At 59.0% G+C, this 15,498-nt stretch carries 14 protein-coding genes; 5 read left to right on the top strand and 9 right to left on the bottom strand.

The genetic code is table 11. From position 1 onward, the window contains the following. Positions 1–5: 5 nt before the first annotated feature. Complete coding sequence (locus tag HNQ72_RS01635) at positions 6–857, bottom strand: oxidoreductase (RefSeq protein WP_183989272.1); 852 nt, start codon at positions 855–857, stop codon at positions 6–8. A gap of 695 nt (positions 858–1,552) precedes the next feature. Between HNQ72_RS01635 and HNQ72_RS01630 the strand changes: the two genes are divergently transcribed. Further along, on the top strand, positions 1,553–2,782 hold the full coding sequence (locus tag HNQ72_RS01630) for an O-antigen ligase family protein (protein WP_183989271.1): 1,230 nt from the start codon (positions 1,553–1,555) through the stop codon (positions 2,780–2,782). A 120-nt stretch (positions 2,783–2,902) separates the two neighbouring features. On the opposite strand, the gene sufA is transcribed toward HNQ72_RS01630, so the two are convergent. From sufA to HNQ72_RS01595, 7 genes are all read right to left on the bottom strand, one after another. Next, entirely contained in the window at positions 2,903–3,292 is a 390-nt protein-coding gene (gene sufA, locus HNQ72_RS01625) for a Fe-S cluster assembly scaffold SufA (protein WP_183989270.1), read from the bottom strand. A 77-nt stretch (positions 3,293–3,369) separates the two neighbouring features. Next, the gene (locus tag HNQ72_RS01620; protein ID WP_112511628.1) at positions 3,370–3,744 is read right to left on the bottom strand and encodes an SUF system Fe-S cluster assembly protein; all 375 of its coding nucleotides are present in this window, start codon (positions 3,742–3,744) and stop codon (positions 3,370–3,372) included. 32 nt (positions 3,745–3,776) lie between these two features. Then, complete coding sequence (locus HNQ72_RS01615) at positions 3,777–5,021, bottom strand: cysteine desulfurase (protein WP_183991215.1); 1,245 nt, start codon at positions 5,019–5,021, stop codon at positions 3,777–3,779. 204 nt (positions 5,022–5,225) lie between these two features. Continuing rightward, on the bottom strand, positions 5,226–6,509 hold the full coding sequence (gene sufD / locus HNQ72_RS01610; protein ID WP_183989269.1) for a Fe-S cluster assembly protein SufD: 1,284 nt from the start codon (positions 6,507–6,509) through the stop codon (positions 5,226–5,228). Between the two features lie 18 nt (positions 6,510–6,527). Next, positions 6,528–7,283, bottom strand: a complete 756-nt coding sequence (gene sufC, locus HNQ72_RS01605; protein ID WP_148148439.1) for a Fe-S cluster assembly ATPase SufC — start codon at positions 7,281–7,283, stop codon at positions 6,528–6,530. Between the two features lie 64 nt (positions 7,284–7,347). Next, positions 7,348–8,817 carry a Fe-S cluster assembly protein SufB gene (gene sufB, locus HNQ72_RS01600; RefSeq protein ID WP_183989268.1) on the bottom strand — a complete coding sequence of 490 codons (1,470 nt, stop codon included), beginning with the start codon at positions 8,815–8,817 and terminating at the stop codon, positions 7,348–7,350. A gap of 148 nt (positions 8,818–8,965) precedes the next feature. Continuing rightward, on the bottom strand, positions 8,966–10,132 hold the full coding sequence (locus HNQ72_RS01595) for a cysteine desulfurase family protein (RefSeq protein ID WP_183989267.1): 1,167 nt from the start codon (positions 10,130–10,132) through the stop codon (positions 8,966–8,968). A gap of 238 nt (positions 10,133–10,370) precedes the next feature. On the opposite strand from HNQ72_RS01595, the gene HNQ72_RS01590 reads away from it, so the two are divergent. The 4 genes from HNQ72_RS01590 to HNQ72_RS01575 all read left to right on the top strand — a co-directional run bounded on the left by HNQ72_RS01590 (position 10,371) and on the right by HNQ72_RS01575 (position 14,695). Continuing rightward, positions 10,371–11,048, top strand: coding sequence for an alpha/beta hydrolase (locus tag HNQ72_RS01590; RefSeq protein ID WP_183989266.1), 678 nt, complete (start codon positions 10,371–10,373; stop codon positions 11,046–11,048). Positions 11,049–11,201: 153 nt separating this feature from the next. Further along, positions 11,202–11,564 (top strand): hypothetical protein, encoded by a 363-nt coding sequence (locus HNQ72_RS01585; protein WP_183989265.1) that lies wholly within the window; start codon positions 11,202–11,204, stop codon positions 11,562–11,564. A gap of 79 nt (positions 11,565–11,643) precedes the next feature. Then, on the top strand, positions 11,644–14,172 hold the full coding sequence (gene secD, locus HNQ72_RS01580) for a protein translocase subunit SecD (RefSeq protein WP_183989264.1): 2,529 nt from the start codon (positions 11,644–11,646) through the stop codon (positions 14,170–14,172). A gap of 82 nt (positions 14,173–14,254) precedes the next feature. Further along, positions 14,255–14,695, top strand: coding sequence for a YqaA family protein (locus tag HNQ72_RS01575; RefSeq protein WP_183989263.1), 441 nt, complete (start codon positions 14,255–14,257; stop codon positions 14,693–14,695). On the opposite strand, the gene HNQ72_RS01570 is transcribed toward HNQ72_RS01575, so the two are convergent. Continuing rightward, positions 14,676–15,356, bottom strand: coding sequence for a class I SAM-dependent methyltransferase (locus HNQ72_RS01570; protein WP_183989262.1), 681 nt, complete (start codon positions 15,354–15,356; stop codon positions 14,676–14,678). The genes HNQ72_RS01575 and HNQ72_RS01570 overlap by 20 nt on opposite strands. Positions 15,357–15,498: the final 142 nt, after the last annotated feature.

Genomic DNA, 15,498 nt, shown 5'->3' with positions numbered 1-15,498 from the left:
GCCTTCTATGCCTTCTGGGTCTTGAGCGCCTTCGAAATACCAGTCGCCATCCGCATCATGCCGTCGAAGGTCCGATCGGACAGTATGCCGCGCATGAAGATCATCGGCTTCGCACCGAAACCGATTGCGTAGCGGGTCTTCGGCCTGGCTGCGGTGACGGCTCTGGCAATGGTGTCGGCGATGATCTGCGGCGGTGACTGGCGCTTGACGCTGGCTTCACCGACCATGGATTTCGCCATGGCGTTGGCCTGCACCGCATAGGGACCGTGGCCCGAGGTCTCGCGCAGCTTGTCGGCGGCGATGCCGGCCCATTCGGTCCTGATGCCGCCCGGTTCGATTACGACGACATCGATGCCGAAAGGCTGAACTTCCATGCGAAGGCAGTCGCTGATTGCCTCCAGTGCGAACTTGGTGCCGTGATACCAGGCACCAAGTGGGGTATGGATCTTGCCGCCCATCGACGTGATGTTGACGATCGTGCCCGAACGTTGGGCGCGCATGTGCGGTAGGGCCAACTGGATCAGCCGGACCGCGCCAAAGACGTTGACTTCGAACTGGGCGCGCGCCTCTTCCATTTGCACGTCCTCGACGGCACCATAGGAACCGTAGCCGGCATTGTTGACGAGGACGTCGATGCGGCCGAATTCGGCGATGATGGCATCGATCCCTGTCTGCATGGAAGCGTCATCAGTCACGTCCATCGCCAGAATTTTGATACCGGACTGCGTCAGATGCTGCATGCGATCGACACGGCGCGCGGCGCCGTAAACCGTGTAGCCGAGGTCCTTGAGCTTGAGGGCGGCGGATTCCCCGATACCGGAAGAAGCGCCGGTGACAAGTGCGACTTTGTTGGCCATGTGCCGGTTCCTTGCGTTGGAAACTGTTGTTTTCAAAGCCCTAACTAACTCGATCAGGCTGCGTATCCCGGAATGCAAACTAGCGGCATCAACACGTCATGACATTGGCATTATATGCCACATGACTTGCGTATCGCGCCAACAGTCTGACGCCACATGCCGCGCTCCAGAGTTTGTTGACTGTCTAAGCGTCACCGTCATCGAGAGAGAGAAACACCGGCCGACAGTGGGTGATGCGATAGACGCTGGCGGGAGGCGGAAAGCGCCACCGCTTTTGCATGAAGCGCCATTCAATACCTACCGAAACGCATTCTGAGCTGAGGGATCGGCAGGTCAGGTCCGCCTAATTTCCGATATAGCCGCCACCTGCTACGCAAACACCGTCCAAAGGCTTGCAAACTTCGTTTGGGAGCCAATGGGCATTCATGAGCAAACCGACCAAGCGCCTTGCTCACCCCGTCATTAATACAATCAACCGAAAAACAAGACGTGTCGTTGACAGTCTAATACCTACGTAGAATAAGCTGATTGAATTCATTCATAGGCAACACGATGAAGACACAGATGCTTCCGAATAAATCGGCTTCATATGCCTTGTTTTCACACCTCTGGAAATTTTAGCAAACTCGCAAAGCATCAATGCCAACCCTATAAGCTAGGTGGAAATGAAGACTGTCAGCAGCATGAGAGAGCCCTTGGAGGAACTTGAATTTGCTCTTCATCGAGTGCTGATTCATGTCATTCTTATTTGCGACGTCCTGTTTGCATCCCGGATTTACCAAGCGATCGGTCTATTCCTACAGCCGCTAATTTTGGGCAGCTGTGCCGCTATCATCATTTTTTATTGCGTCTATACAGCAATAAGAGGTCACATACTCATACCACTGATGGCCGTTGGTTATGTGGCGCTCGTCATGACACAATTGACAGTGTTCGCAGACAAGCTTTGGCTGCCGGTCAATACAAACGCCTTCTTCCAATACATATGGGTGATGTCATTCGTTCCGTTCGCGGGCGTTTGCCTGGCCGGTGGGCGAACCTATCTGCTGAAATGCGTTGTCGGCTACGGAACGGGTTATTGCTGCTTTTACGCACTTGTCTCGATGATGCAGATGGTGGGCGTCTTGCCCGGAAAAATTCTGGCGGGACTCGTTTCCGATCTTGATTTCCGGGGCGCGCGGATTTTCCTCTATTCCGGCCTAGCTGCACTCACATATTTCTATTGGCTGGTGCAGATACGGACACGCGTGACCTGGGTCAGCCTGTCCTTTTTCTTGATATGCACGCTGGCATCACTGCTATCTCTTTCTCGCGTCTATCTTCTGGTGATCTTCTGCCTCACCATCGTGTTCATGCTTTCGCCCAGACCTGCTTTTTTACGAATATTGGCGATCTCCGTTCTGGGACTTGGAACCACATTCGTTTTGTCTGGCATGTTGGTTCCGGCCTTCAATCCATTCGATCTGTTTGCAAGTGACGCTTCGGGCGCCTATCGAGCGCTGGAATACGAAGTCATGCGCGACCGGATTTTTGCAGATCCACTATGGGGGTTTGGAATGTCGCCGACGTCAGATGCGTCCAAGCCATTCCTCGGGCCTTATCTTATCTTCCCGGGAGATGTGGGCAGTGTCGGGGTGTGGTTTGAGTTCGGCCTGATCGGCCTGGTCTTGTATCTGGTCATCCTCTGGCGATGCTCCACTCCACAGCGGTCATTGCCGATGAAATACGGCTGGCCGCTTTTTCTGACTGGAACAATGCTGACGGCTTATGGCGCGATGGCGCCTCTGGCGATCGCCCCCGGCGGGGCGACAATGACAGGATTGATTTTTGGAGTTGGCTTGACGGCTAACGTTCAACAGCGAAACCAAAAGCGGCGCTCTCAGCTGCTTCCCGGATCGCTCCGGCGAACCATCTCCGCGCAATAGAGGCGCTGCGCGAAGGCCGGGGGTGGCCAAATTCCCCCGCGATACGCTGCGTTCTATCTTGGTGCGCAACGCAACCCGGATGGATTTAAAACGACCTCACGTCACCAAATATCAGTTTCGTCAGGCGGTAACGCCAGATTCGCGTTGTTTTGCGAGTGCGGCAAGATCCGCGGGCTTCAGCTCCACCGATTCGCCGCAGCCGCAGGCGGACGTCTGGTTCGGATTTACGAAAGTGAAGCCTGAGCGCATCTTGGTGATTTCGAAATCCATCTGAGTGCCCAGCAGATAAAGAACGGCCGAGGGCTCGATCCAAACTTTGGCGCCGTCATGCTCAATGAGGTCATCCTTGGCATTTGCCTCGGTGACGAGGTCGATCGTGTATTCCATGCCGGCGCAACCGCCCTTCTTGATCCCGACGCGTATGCCCTTGGCATCCGGACCGGAATTGGAAACGATCTGCTTGACGCGGTCTGCCGCCGCATCGGTCATGGTCATCACTGCAAAGCCCATCGGCTCATTCCTCTTCCACAACAGGGTTCAAGGCCCGGCGTTTCTGACAATCAATTTAGTCGTAGCAGCCTAAGCTATCAATACCAGCCGACCGCGACCTGCGCTTCTTCCGACATGCGCTCCGGCGTCCACGGCGGATCGAAAGTCATTTCGACTTCGACGCCGGATACGCCCTGAACCGCGCTCACAGCATTTTCGACCCAGCCAGGCATTTCGCCGGCAACCGGGCAGCCCGGTGCGGTCAGCGTCATGGCGATCTTGACCATACGGTCGTCTTCGATGTCGATCTTGTAGATCAGCCCGAGTTCGAAGATGTCCGCCGGAATTTCCGGGTCATAGACGGTCTTCAGGGCTGCGATGATATCGTCGGACAGGCGCTCCAGTTCGTCCGCCGGAATTGCGGATTCGATGATCCCTTCGCGGGCATCCCACTTCGGTATGTCTTGGTCCATGGCCTTCAAATGTCCCAGTCAGTTCGCTGAATTTAAGCAAAGAAATTGCGGGCGTAGTCGAGTGCGTCCGCGAGCGCGTCGACTTCGGCACGGGTATTATACATGCCGAATGATGCGCGGCATGTGGAGGTGACGCCGAAACGTTTCAAGAGCGGCATGGCGCAATGGGTGCCGGCACGCACGGCAACGCCGCGGCGGTCGATCACCATCGATACGTCATGGGCATGAATTCCGGCAAGTTCGAAGGAGAAGATCCCGCCCTTGCCCGGCGCATTGCCTATGATCCGCAATGAGTTGATGGCCTGCAGCCGTTCGGTGGCATAAGCCGTCAGATCAGCCTCATGAGCAGCAATTGCCGCGCGTCCGACCTTGTCCATATAGTCCAGCGCATAACCGAGCCCGATCGCCTGGACGATCGGCGGCGTGCCGGCCTCGAAACGATGCGGCGGATCGTTATAGGTGACGAAATCCTCCGTCACCTCGACAATCATCTCTCCGCCGCCCTGGAAGGGTCGCATCTCTTTCAGACGATCCATCTTGCCGTAAAGAACGCCGATGCCGGACGGGCCGTAGAGCTTGTGGCCGGTCATCACGAACCAGTCGCAATCGATATCCTTCACGTCGATCGGCATATGCACGGCGCTCTGGCTGCCATCGACGAGAACCGGAATGCCGCGCTCATGCGCGATGCGGCAAATCTCTTTCACCGGCACGACCGTGCCGAGCGCATTCGACATATGCGTGACGGCGACCATCTTGGTCTTCTCCGTCAGCGCATTCACGAAATCCTCGATATGGAAGGCACCGTCGTCATCCACCGGCACCCAGGTAATCTTGGCGCCCTGGCGCTCGCGGATGAAATGCCACGGCACGATATTGGAGTGGTGCTCCATGATGGTGATGACGATCTCATCGCCCTCGCCGATATGCGGCATGCCGTAGCCATAGGCGACCGTGTTGATCGCCGCGGTCGAATTGCTGGTGAAGACGATCTCGTCGACCGAGCCGGCATTGAGAAAGCGGCGCACCTTTTCGCGCGCCGCCTCATAGGCGTCGGTCGCGGCATTGGACAGGAAGTGCAGGCCGCGATGCACATTGGCATATTCGCTGGAATAGGCATGGGCGATCGCGTCGATTACCACTTGCGGCTTCTGCGCCGATGCGCCGTTATCAAGATACACGAGCGGCTTGTTGCCATGCACCAGGGTCGATAGGATCGGAAAATCCCGCCTGATCGCATCGACGTCATAGGAAGCCAACGGTGTCGTCTGGTCCATTGCAGACCCTTTCATATCGCGCTTCTGGGCGAAGTACCGTAAATATCGCAGTTACGATCGGCATCTATGTCGCCATACCCACTGCGTCATCCTCGGCCTTGTGCCGAGGATCCAATCACGTTGCAACCGGTTCAACGGTCGCAGATGCCCGGGGCAGGCCCGAGCATGACGAAGGAGACGTCCGCGCCCCCTCCGTCAATCATATCAGGCGTGCTTGTCGAGCCAGGCGGAAATGATCTCTTCCAGCGGTTCGACCAGCTTGTCCTCTTCCAGTTCCTCGACGATTTCGGCGACGAAGGCGTTGACCAGCATGGCACGCGCCTTGTTCTCAGGAACGCCGCGCGCCATCAGGTAGAAGAGATGGTTGCGGTCGATATCGGCAACCGTGGCGCCATGTCCGCAGATGACGTCGTCGGCGAAGATTTCGAGTTCCGGCTTGACGGAGAAATCGCCGTCGTCGGACATGAGCAGCGTGTTGCATGCCATCTTCGCATCGGTCTTCTGCGCGTCCGGAGCAACCCGGATCATGCCCTGGAAGACGCCGCTTGCCTTGTCGAACACAACGTTGCGGAAGGTTTCCGTCGAGTTGGTATGCGGCACATTGTGGCCAAGCACCAGCGTGACATCCGTATGCGTGTCGCCACCGAGCAGGTTGACACCGCGCAGCGTCAGTTCAGCGCCCTCGCCCTGAACCTCGATACGAAGTTCCTGACGAACCAGCTTGCCGCCGGCATTAACGACGTAGAGGCGAAGCTTCGCCTCGGCACCGAGCTTGACCCGGATCTGCGCCAGATGCGTATCGGCCGCGCCCTGCTGCTGCAGGATGATCCAGGTGATTTCCGCGCCGTCTTCGAGTGTCAGATCACTGATCGACGACACGAGTGCTGCGGCATCCGTCTCCGAGCGGTGACGCTCGACGATGGTGGCTTTGGAACCCGCACCGAAGGACACAGGGAAGCGGGTGTGGATCTGGCCTTCGCCGTGCGAAGCCTGCAACTCGATGACGTCTTCGATTTCCGCATTGGCGGGAATGATGAGTGCCAGGCCGTCACGCACGAACGAACCGTTCAGGCGGCCGATCGCATCGTCCTTGTCGAGTGCTGTCAGGCCGGCAACGGCGGAGCCGTCGCTCAACTGATCACGAAACGCAGTGATGGTCACGCCGTCGATTTCGGCATCCGCATGGGCTGCGCCCTGCAGCACCGGCAGCACGGTCGAACCCTTGACCAGCGGCGCGATGGACGAAACCTTGGTGCCCGCGACCTGCTCCGGCACGGACCGCAGCAGGTTCTTCAGGTCGGTATAATGCCAGGATTCGATCCGGCGGGTCGGAAGACCGGCAGTCTTCAGGTCGTCGAGAAGACGGTCGCGAGTGCCTGCGACAGCGCCATTGCCCGGCAGGTCGCCGATCTGGGCGGAAAAAGCCTCGACGAGCGCAGTCTCGGCAACCGTGAGCTTGGCCGCTGGCTGGTTAGCTTGAATGTTCATGCCAATTCCTCCCCGGTCTCAGGCCGCGGTCTCGATTACGTCAGCATAACCGTTGGCTTCCAGTTCCTGCGCCAGTTCCTTGTCGCCCGAACGGATGATCTGGCCCTTGTAGAGAACGTGGACCGTATCCGGCACGATGTAGTCGAGCAGGCGCTGGTAGTGGGTGATGACGATCACAGCACGATCCGGCGAGCGGAGTGCGTTGACACCGTCGGCAACGATCTTCAGCGCATCGATGTCGAGGCCGGAATCGGTTTCGTCGAGGATGCAGAGCGTCGGCTCGAGAAGAGCCATCTGCAGGATTTCGGCGCGCTTCTTTTCACCGCCGGAGAAACCGACATTGAGCGGACGGCGCAGCATGGCCGGGTCGATCTTAAGCTGTTCGGCGGCTTCCTTGACGCGGCGCATGAAGTCCGGCGTCGTCAGCTCGTCTTCGCCACGAGCCTTGCGCTGCTCGTTCATCGCCACCTTGAGGAACTGCATGGTGGCAACGCCCGGGATTTCGACCGGATACTGGAAGGCCAGGAAGATACCCTTGGAGGCGCGCTCGGCCGGATCCAGTTCGAGAATGCTCTCGCCGTTATAGGTGATGTCACCCTCGGTGACTTCGTAGTCCTCGCGGCCCGACAGGATGTAGGACAGCGTCGACTTGCCCGACCCGTTCGGGCCCATGATGGCGGCTATCTCGCCCGGCTTCACGGTCAGGTTCAGGCCGCGGATGATCTCGGTGCCGTCTTCGGCGATGCGGGCGTGCAGGTTCTTGATCTCAAGCATAAGTCTATCCTTCCGGATGTTTTTCAGTGACGCGTGGTGACGCGATAATTCAGATGACGGCCAATTAGCCTACGGAGCCTTCAAGCGAGATGCCGATCAGCTTCTGGGCTTCTACCGCAAATTCCATCGGCAGCTGCTGGATGACATCCTTGACGAAGCCGTTGACGATCAGTGCGATCGCCTCTTCTTCCGGAATGCCGCGCTGCATGGCATAGAATTTCTGGTCGTCGGAAATCTTCGAGGTGGTCGCCTCGTGTTCGATCTGCGCCGACTGGTTCTTCGCCTCGATGTAAGGCACAGTGTGCGCGCCGCACTTGTCGCCGATGAGAAGCGAATCGCAGTTGGTGAAGTTGCGGGCGTTTTCCGCCCGGCGGTGGATCGACACCTGGCCGCGATAGGTATTCTGCGAAACGCCCGCCGAAATCCCCTTGGAAATGATACGGCTCGACGTGTTCTTGCCGAGATGGATCATCTTGGTGCCTGAGTCGATCTGCTGGTGACCGTTGGAAACCGCGATGGAGTAGAACTCGCCACGGCTGTCGTCACCCCGCAGGATGCAGGACGGGTATTTCCAGGTGATCGCCGAACCGGTCTCAACCTGGGTCCAGGAGATCTTGGAGCGCGCACCACGGCAATCGCCACGCTTGGTGACGAAGTTGTAGATGCCGCCCTTGCCTTCCTTATCGCCTGGGAACCAGTTCTGCACGGTCGAATACTTGATCTCGGCGTCATCCAGAGCAACGAGTTCGACGACGGCAGCATGAAGCTGGTTTTCGTCGCGCTGCGGTGCGGTGCAGCCTTCGAGATAGGAGACGTATGCGCCTTCTTCGGCGATGATCAGCGTGCGCTCGAACTGGCCGGTGTTCTTCTCGTTGATGCGGAAGTAGGTCGACAGTTCCATCGGGCAGCGAACGCCCTTCGGTACAAAGACGAAAGAACCGTCGGTGAAGACCGCAGCGTTCAGCGTCGCGTAATAATTGTCCGTCGTCGGCACGACCGAACCGAGATACTGCTTGATCAGTTCGGGATGCTCGCGGATGGCTTCCGAGATCGACATGAAGATCACGCCGGCCTTCTGGAGTTCCTTCTTGAAGGTCGTGACGACCGAAACCGAGTCGAACACCGCGTCGACGGCGACCTTGGAGGTCTGCACGCCGGCCAGGATTTCCTGTTCGCGCAGCGGAATGCCGAGCTTTTCATAGGTGCGCAGCAGTTCCGGGTCGACTTCGTCCAGCGATACCGGGCCGGTCACGTTCTTGGGTGCGGCATAATAGTAGATATCGTTGAAGTCGATCTTGGGGTACTCGACACGAGCCCAGGTAGGCTCTTCCATCGTCAGCCAGCGCTTGTAGGCATCCAGACGCCATTCAAGCATCCAGTCCGGCTCCTGCTTCTTGGCCGAAATGAAGCGGATGATATCTTCAGAAAGCCCCTTCGGAGCCTTGTCCACTTCGATAACTGTCTCGAAGCCGTATTTGTACTGATCGATATCGATCCCACGGACCTGATCGATCGTTTCCTGGACAGCAGGCATCTTCAGTCTCCAAATTTTGCCGGTTCAAATTCCGGCAATTCCGTCAGTCTTGCGGGGAAAACAAGGCCTCCCCCATGTAAGGGCCAAAAGGCGATTTTCCCACCTTTTGGCAAGCAGAAAATTGCTTTTCCGCCAATTCTCGAAGCCGCTACGCGGCCTGACCTGGCAGCTTGCGCCGGCCGGCGATCTTCCCGAACGCTGCGATGGCTCTTTCGATCTCGGTTTGCGTCGTTGCCGGGCCAAGCGAAATACGCAGGCCACCGACATCGGAATTGAGACCCATCGCGGTGAGGACATGGCTCTGCCCGACCTTGCCGGAAGAGCAGGCAGACCCCGCCGAAAGAGCGATACCTTCAAGATCGAAGGCGATCTGACCGGTTTCGGCCTTCAGTCCCGGAAGCGTGAAAAAGCTGGTATTGGCAACGCGCGGACCGGCTAACCCGTGTATGACCACATCCGGAGCGGCCTCCACCATAGCCTGCTCGAGCGCGTTGCGAAATTCACCGATTCGGCCGTTGCGGCTTTCCAGATCCTCAGACATCACTTCAGCCGCCGCACCGAAGCCGATGATTGCGTGAAAATTCTCCGTCCCCGAGCGGTGACCCTTTTCTTGGCCGCCGCCTCGAATGAGCGGCCGCGGCATCAACACTTCGCCACGGGAAATGAGCGAGCCGACACCTTTCGGGCCGCCGATCTTGTGCGAGGAAATGATCAGGAAGTCTGCATCCAGCGCGTCGATGTCGAGCGCGATGCGCCCAGCCGCCTGTACCGCATCAACCACCATCAGGCCGCGATACTTGTGAGCAAGCGCTGCCGCCTCGGCCACCGGCTGGATGATGCCCGTCTCGTTATTGACGAGCATCACGGCCACCATCGGCAGGCCGGAAGCCGGATCATGATTGACGAGAAGCGTTTCAAGGGCGGCAAGATCAACGATGCCTGAGGGCGTTACCGGCACTTCCGTCACCTGATCCGGCGCAAAGCGGCCGCCTTCGCGGATCGCCGGATGCTCAATGGCGGAAACATAAAGACGCGATACCGTAACGGGCGCACGGCCCATGCGATAATCCGGCGTAAGGACATGGCTGGATGCCTCTGTCGCGCCGCTCGTGAAGGTTACATGTGCAGGTTCAGCCCCGACGAGCGCTGCGACCTGACGCCTTGCCTTTTCGACAGCAGCGCGCGCCGCCCTTCCCTCGCTATGTACGGAGGACGCATTTCCCGGCAAGGAGAAGGCTTCAACCATCGCGAGACGCGCGGCTTCCGATAGCGGAGCCGTCGCATTCCAGTCGAGATATGTCCTCTGCAAAGCCATTGCCTAGCCGCACTTCCTCGTCGTTCAATAGAATTGAACTCCACGCGGTGCGCGGAATCCTCATTTTAGTTGAAATCTCAACTGCGCTTGCCTTATGAGACTTCGCAACAGGCATTGCTGTCGCATGCCTAAGTTTCGAATGGTTCTAAACTGAGTTCTAGAAAAGCTGAGCGCCTTCGTCAAGTCAAACTCGACGGCAAGCGCAAGTTGGAACCAAACACGATTGACCGGAGTACCAATGCCCGAAGTGATTTTCAACGGCCCTGCAGGCCGCCTGGAAGGACGTTACCAGCCCTCCAAGGAAAAGAGTGCGCCGATCGCGATCATCCTGCATCCGCACCCACAGTTCGGTGGCACGATGAACAATCAGATCGTCTACCAACTTTTCTACATGTTCCAGAAGCGCGGTTTCACGACACTGCGCTTCAACTTCCGCTCGATCGGCCGCAGCCAAGGCGAATTCGATCACGGCGCCGGCGAATTGTCGGATGCTGCATCGGCGCTCGACTGGGTGCAGAGCCTGCACCCAGACTCGAAGAGCTGTTGGGTCGCCGGCTATTCCTTCGGTGCCTGGATCGGCATGCAGCTTCTGATGCGTCGCCCGGAAATTGAAGGTTTCATGTCGATCGCGCCGCAGCCGAACATCTACGATTTCTCGTTCCTCGCGCCCTGCCCGTCGTCCGGCCTCATCATCAATGGTGATTCGGACAAGGTTGCGCCGGAAAAGGACGTCAACGGCCTTGTCGAGAAGCTGAAGACCCAGAAGGGTATTCTGATCACCCACAAGATCGTCGAGGGAGCCAATCACTTCTTCAACGGTCAGGTCGATACGCTGATGGGCGAATGCGAAGATTACCTCGACCGTCGCCTGCAGGGCGAACTGGTGCCGGAACCGGCCGCCAAGCGTATTCGCTGAATGCATAGGGCCTCCTCGGAGGCCCTTTTGTTGACCGAAAAGCCCCCTTCCTTTAGAAGGCGGCCTCGCTCGGAAATAATTCCGAATCTCTAATGTCCGGAGCAGGTGCGGATGGCGGTATTCCCGCTGCGAAATCGGAAAAAGGGTGGACGCGTGCAAGCCGATCTTGCGCGCCTGCCGGTTCTCGCCGCCGCATTCCTGATTGCTCTCTTCGGTCTACTCGCCGGATCTCCGCGTAATGCCGAGATCGCCACATCGGCAAGGCCGGTGGATGACGGCTCTGACCGTTCCCCGGTGCTGACCAAGCGCGACCCCTTGCGTGCAGTCTCGATTGCGGAGCGCAAGGATGGTGCAGGCACGCATGCCTCCACCGACGAGGGCCTTCCCGCCCAGCAATTTGTCGCCCTTCCGGCCGTAAACTACGCTACCGCCCGGGCATCGGGTCACAACAATGCTGTGATTGCCGGGGATGATTGGCCGAGCGCCCTGCCCCGCGCACCGCCGGTATCGACCTGATAGGGACATTCGCCTCACGGCACGAAATTTGACGGCCATGCCGACCGCTGATCGGTCCGGGCCAAACAGGATCTAGACAATGAGAAACTCTCCGTGGTTGGTGGGAAGCTATGCTCTCATCATCATCATCGGCATTCTGGTGGCGCTGCCGAATGTCATTCCGCAGTCCACACTGGACCGCATGCCGTCCTGGCTTCCCCATAGCCGCGTATCGCTGGGTCTCGACCTTCGCGGTGGCTCGCATCTCGTTCTGGAAGTCGATCGCGCCGATCTGATCAACGAGCGCATCCAGAGCCTGACGCAGGACACGCGTCGCGTCCTGCGCGACAAGAACATCAACACCTCTGCCATCCGTCGTGCCGGCGATGCTATCCTGGTGACGCTGCGCGATCCCGCCCAGCGCGATCAGGCCGTCACCGAGTTGCAGACGCTGTCCAACCCGGTCGGTCTCGGCTCGGTCGGCAGTTCCGACCTTTCGATCACCACGCCAAGCGAAAACTCGATCTCGATCGCCCAGACCGAAGCGGGCATCAATGCCCACATCGCCGGTGCCGTGGAACAGAGCCTTGAAATCATCCGTCAGCGTGTCGACCAGGTCGGCGTTGCCGAACCGACGATCCAGCGCGTCGGCTCTGACCGCGTCCTCGTCCAGCTTCCGGGCGAACAGGATCCGTCGCGCCTGCGCCAGCTTCTCGGCTCGACCGCCAAGATGAGCTTCCACCTGCTCGGCAACCCCGGCGAACCCGGTGTCACCATGCTCTCCGACGAGCGTGGCCAGCAGTATCCGGTTCTCGATCGCGTCGAACTCTCCGGTGACCGTCTGACGGATGCGCGCGCCGCATTCGAGCAGCAGACCCAGCAGCCGATCGTCACATTCCGCTTCGATAGCGCCGGTGCAACCCGTTTTGCCCAGATCACCCAACAGAATGTCGGCCGTCCCTTCGCCATCGTTCTCGACAACAAGGTTCTGAGCGCTCCGACCATCCAGACGCCGATCACCGGCGGCTCCGGCCAGATTTCCGGCAGCTTCACGCCTCAGGAAACCACCACGCTAGCAGCTCTGCTGCGCGCCGGTTCGCTTCCCGCCAAGCTGACCGTCATCGAAGAACGCACCGTTGGCGCCGACCTCGGTTCCGACGCCATCGAAATGGGCATTTTCACCGGCTTCCTCGGCTTCGTCCTGGTCGTCGGCTTCATGTTCTTTCTCTATGGCTTCTGGGGCATCCTCGCCAACACTGCGCTGCTCATCAACGTCATCCTGACTTTCGCCGGCCTGACATTGATCGGCTCGACGCTGACACTGCCCGGCATCGCCGGTGTCGTGCTCGGTATCGGCCTCGCGGTTGACGCCAACGTTCTCATCAACGAGCGCATCAAGGAAGAAACCCGCAAGGGCAAGAGTGCCTTTGCGGCAATCGATGCGGGCTTTGCCCGCGCCTACTCGACCATCGTCGACTCCAACGTCACGGCTCTCATCGCCACCGTTCTGCTCTTCTGGTTCGGCTCCGGCCCTGTTCGCGGCTTTGCCGTCACCATGGGCCTCGGCATCATGATCTCGATGTTCACGGCCGTATCGGTCGTGCGCGTCGCCATGATCGCCATCACCGCCCGCCGCAAGCTGAAGAAGATCGAAATCAAGCCGCTCCTGCCGATCAACCTCGTGCCGGACGGCACCCAGATCCGCTTCATGCGTGGCCGTTACATCGGCATCGGCGTCTCGATCGTGCTTTCCATCGCCTCTGTCTTCCTGTTCTTCAAGCCCGGCTTGAACTACGGCGTCGACTTCCGCGGCGGTATCCAGATGGAAGTCGTGACGCAGAACGAAGCCGATCTTGCGGCATTCCGCTCCGGTCTCAACCAACTCGGTTTCGGCGAAGTCGGCCTGCAGGAATTCGGCGCGCATAACCGCGTTCTGGTTCGCGTCGAACGTCAGGAAGGCGGCGAACAGGCACAGACCGTTGCCGTCGAGGCGCTCAAGGCTGAAGTCATCAAGATCGATCCGACCGCCAAGGTGGAGCGCACCGAAGTCGTCGGCCCGAAGGTTTCGGGTGAGCTTGCCGTCGCAGGCTTCCTGTCGCTCTTCCTCGCCTCGATTGCGATGATGATCTATATCTGGGTGCGCTTCGAATGGCCGTTCGCGGTCGGCGCGATCGTCACCCTGATCCTAGACATCACGAAAACCGTCGGCTTCTTCGCCATCACCGGTCTGGACTTTAACCTGACCGCTATCGCCGCGGTGCTGACGCTTGTCGGCTACTCGGTCAACGACAAGGTCGTCGTCTACGACCGCATGCGCGAAAACATGCGTATCTACAAGAAGATGCCGTTGCGTGACCTGATCGACCTGTCGATCAACGAAACGCTGGCACGAAGCCTCTACACCTCCGCCACCGCCTTCCTCTGCATGTTGCCGATGGCAATCTGGGGCGGCAGTGCCGTGTCGAGCTTCGCCATCCCGATGGTCTTCGGTATCGCGGTTGCCGCCCTCTCGTCGGTCTTCATCGCAGCCCCGATCCTGCTCTTCCTCGGGGACTGGCGCACCCGTCACCGGGCACAGAAGCCGGCGGACGATGTTGCAGAAGACACCAAGGGCATCAGCAAGGCCTGATCCCGACATAGACAGACATGCGAAGGGGCGGATCGAATTCCGCCCCTTTTGCTATCCACGCTCGCCTGGAGTGATTGATTTCATGGTTCTGGAGCTTGCCGCCTATGCGGGGCTTTTCTTTTCGGCACTCATCGCAGCGACGATCCTGCCCATGCAATCGGAGGCTATCCTTGTTGGCCTGCTGCTGACCGGTGAGCATTCCGTTGCGGCGCTGCTGCTCACGGCCTCGGTTGGTAATACGCTCGGCGGCGCGGTCAACTGGCTTCTTGGGCGCGGCATCGAGCGGTTCAAGGACCGGCGCTGGTTTCCGGTCAAATCCGCACAGCTGGAAGAGGCGCAGGCCTGGTATCGACGTTATGGAAAATGGTCACTTCTGTTCAGCTGGCTGCCGATCGGCGGTGATGCGCTGACTGTCGTGGCGGGTGTCCTGCGCGAACCTTTGCCGACTTTCCTGCTACTTGTGTTTATCGGCAAGGCGGCCCGTTATGCCGTTCTCGCCTGGGTCACTCTGCACTGGGCGTGAAATCGAAGGGCCGGCGGCGCGAAATTCGATAGACCGCAGCAGGCGGAATGTTGCGCACCGTGCCGCCGACACGCACGGCCTTCAGCCCCAGCCTGTCGAGAATTCGTCGCGGCACCGGGCAGCGCGGCCCATAGGTGAACTGATAAAGTGATGCTCCTGGCCGCAGATAGGCGAATACGCCGGCCAGGATCGCCGTTTGCTTGCGCGGCGACATCGAAAGAAGTGGCAGTCCGCTGACCGCAGCGCCTACACTCGGCTCCTCGAAAAGATGCGCCTTTCGCAATCTCGATGCATCCATCTGCAAGACGCGCGCCTTCGGGAAACGACGCTTCAGCCGCGGCAGGAATTCATCGCCGTATTCGATCAGCGTCAGGTCATCCTCGCTCACGCCGCGCGCCAGAAGCGAGCGGGTAAATACGCCCGTCCCGGGTCCAAGCTCGATCACCGCCCCGGCAGAGCCGTCGATTTCCTGAGTGATCAGCCTGGCGAGCGTTTCGCCCGATGCGGCAACCGCTCCCACGCGCAGAGGATTACTCACCCATGAGCGAAGGAAATGCAGGATGTCCGACAACTGCGCCTCGCCAAAACCTGGCTCTGCTGCGATGACATCCGAAGCGTCTGCGATGGCGTCGCTTCGGCAGTGAGATCGAAACCAACGCATCGACAACATCTCCGTTTGGGGCTTGCACGTCTGAAGGTGGTGAGTCCACCGGACAAGCGCAATGACCGTCGCAAATTGTTGCGAAATGATGGCGGAGGGAACAATGCTTGGGCTGCCGCCATTAATGCGTTCGAAATCGATG

Origin of the sequence: Aliirhizobium wenxiniae, assembly GCF_014201355.1 — a bacterium.
Lineage (GTDB): Bacteria > Pseudomonadota > Alphaproteobacteria > Rhizobiales > Rhizobiaceae > Neorhizobium > Neorhizobium wenxiniae.
The sequence above is the reverse complement of the archived record's forward strand: the minus strand, read 5'-3'. Positions and strand labels throughout refer to the sequence as shown.

What these genes read in the sequence shown, in the direction of transcription:
- sufB (WP_183989268.1), bottom strand. Translation starts at nt 8,817, where the DNA reads ATGCCTGCTGTCCAGGAAACGATCGATCAGGTCCGTGGGATCGATATC.
- HNQ72_RS01590 (WP_183989266.1), top strand. Translation starts at nt 10,371, where the DNA reads ATGCCCGAAGTGATTTTCAACGGCCCTGCAGGCCGCCTGGAAGGACGT.
- HNQ72_RS01635 (WP_183989272.1), bottom strand. Translation starts at nt 857, where the DNA reads ATGGCCAACAAAGTCGCACTTGTCACCGGCGCTTCTTCCGGTATCGGG.
- HNQ72_RS01570 (WP_183989262.1), bottom strand. Translation starts at nt 15,356, where the DNA reads ATGCGTTGGTTTCGATCTCACTGCCGAAGCGACGCCATCGCAGACGCT.
- HNQ72_RS01575 (WP_183989263.1), top strand. Translation starts at nt 14,255, where the DNA reads ATGGTTCTGGAGCTTGCCGCCTATGCGGGGCTTTTCTTTTCGGCACTC.
- HNQ72_RS01620 (WP_112511628.1), bottom strand. Translation starts at nt 3,744, where the DNA reads ATGGACCAAGACATACCGAAGTGGGATGCCCGCGAAGGGATCATCGAA.
- HNQ72_RS01595 (WP_183989267.1), bottom strand. Translation starts at nt 10,132, where the DNA reads ATGGCTTTGCAGAGGACATATCTCGACTGGAATGCGACGGCTCCGCTA.
- sufA (WP_183989270.1), bottom strand. Translation starts at nt 3,292, where the DNA reads ATGGGCTTTGCAGTGATGACCATGACCGATGCGGCGGCAGACCGCGTC.
- HNQ72_RS01615 (WP_183991215.1), bottom strand. Translation starts at nt 5,021, where the DNA reads ATGGACCAGACGACACCGTTGGCTTCCTATGACGTCGATGCGATCAGG.
- sufD (WP_183989269.1), bottom strand. Translation starts at nt 6,509, where the DNA reads ATGAACATTCAAGCTAACCAGCCAGCGGCCAAGCTCACGGTTGCCGAG.
- sufC (WP_148148439.1), bottom strand. Translation starts at nt 7,283, where the DNA reads ATGCTTGAGATCAAGAACCTGCACGCCCGCATCGCCGAAGACGGCACC.
- secD (WP_183989264.1), top strand. Translation starts at nt 11,644, where the DNA reads ATGAGAAACTCTCCGTGGTTGGTGGGAAGCTATGCTCTCATCATCATC.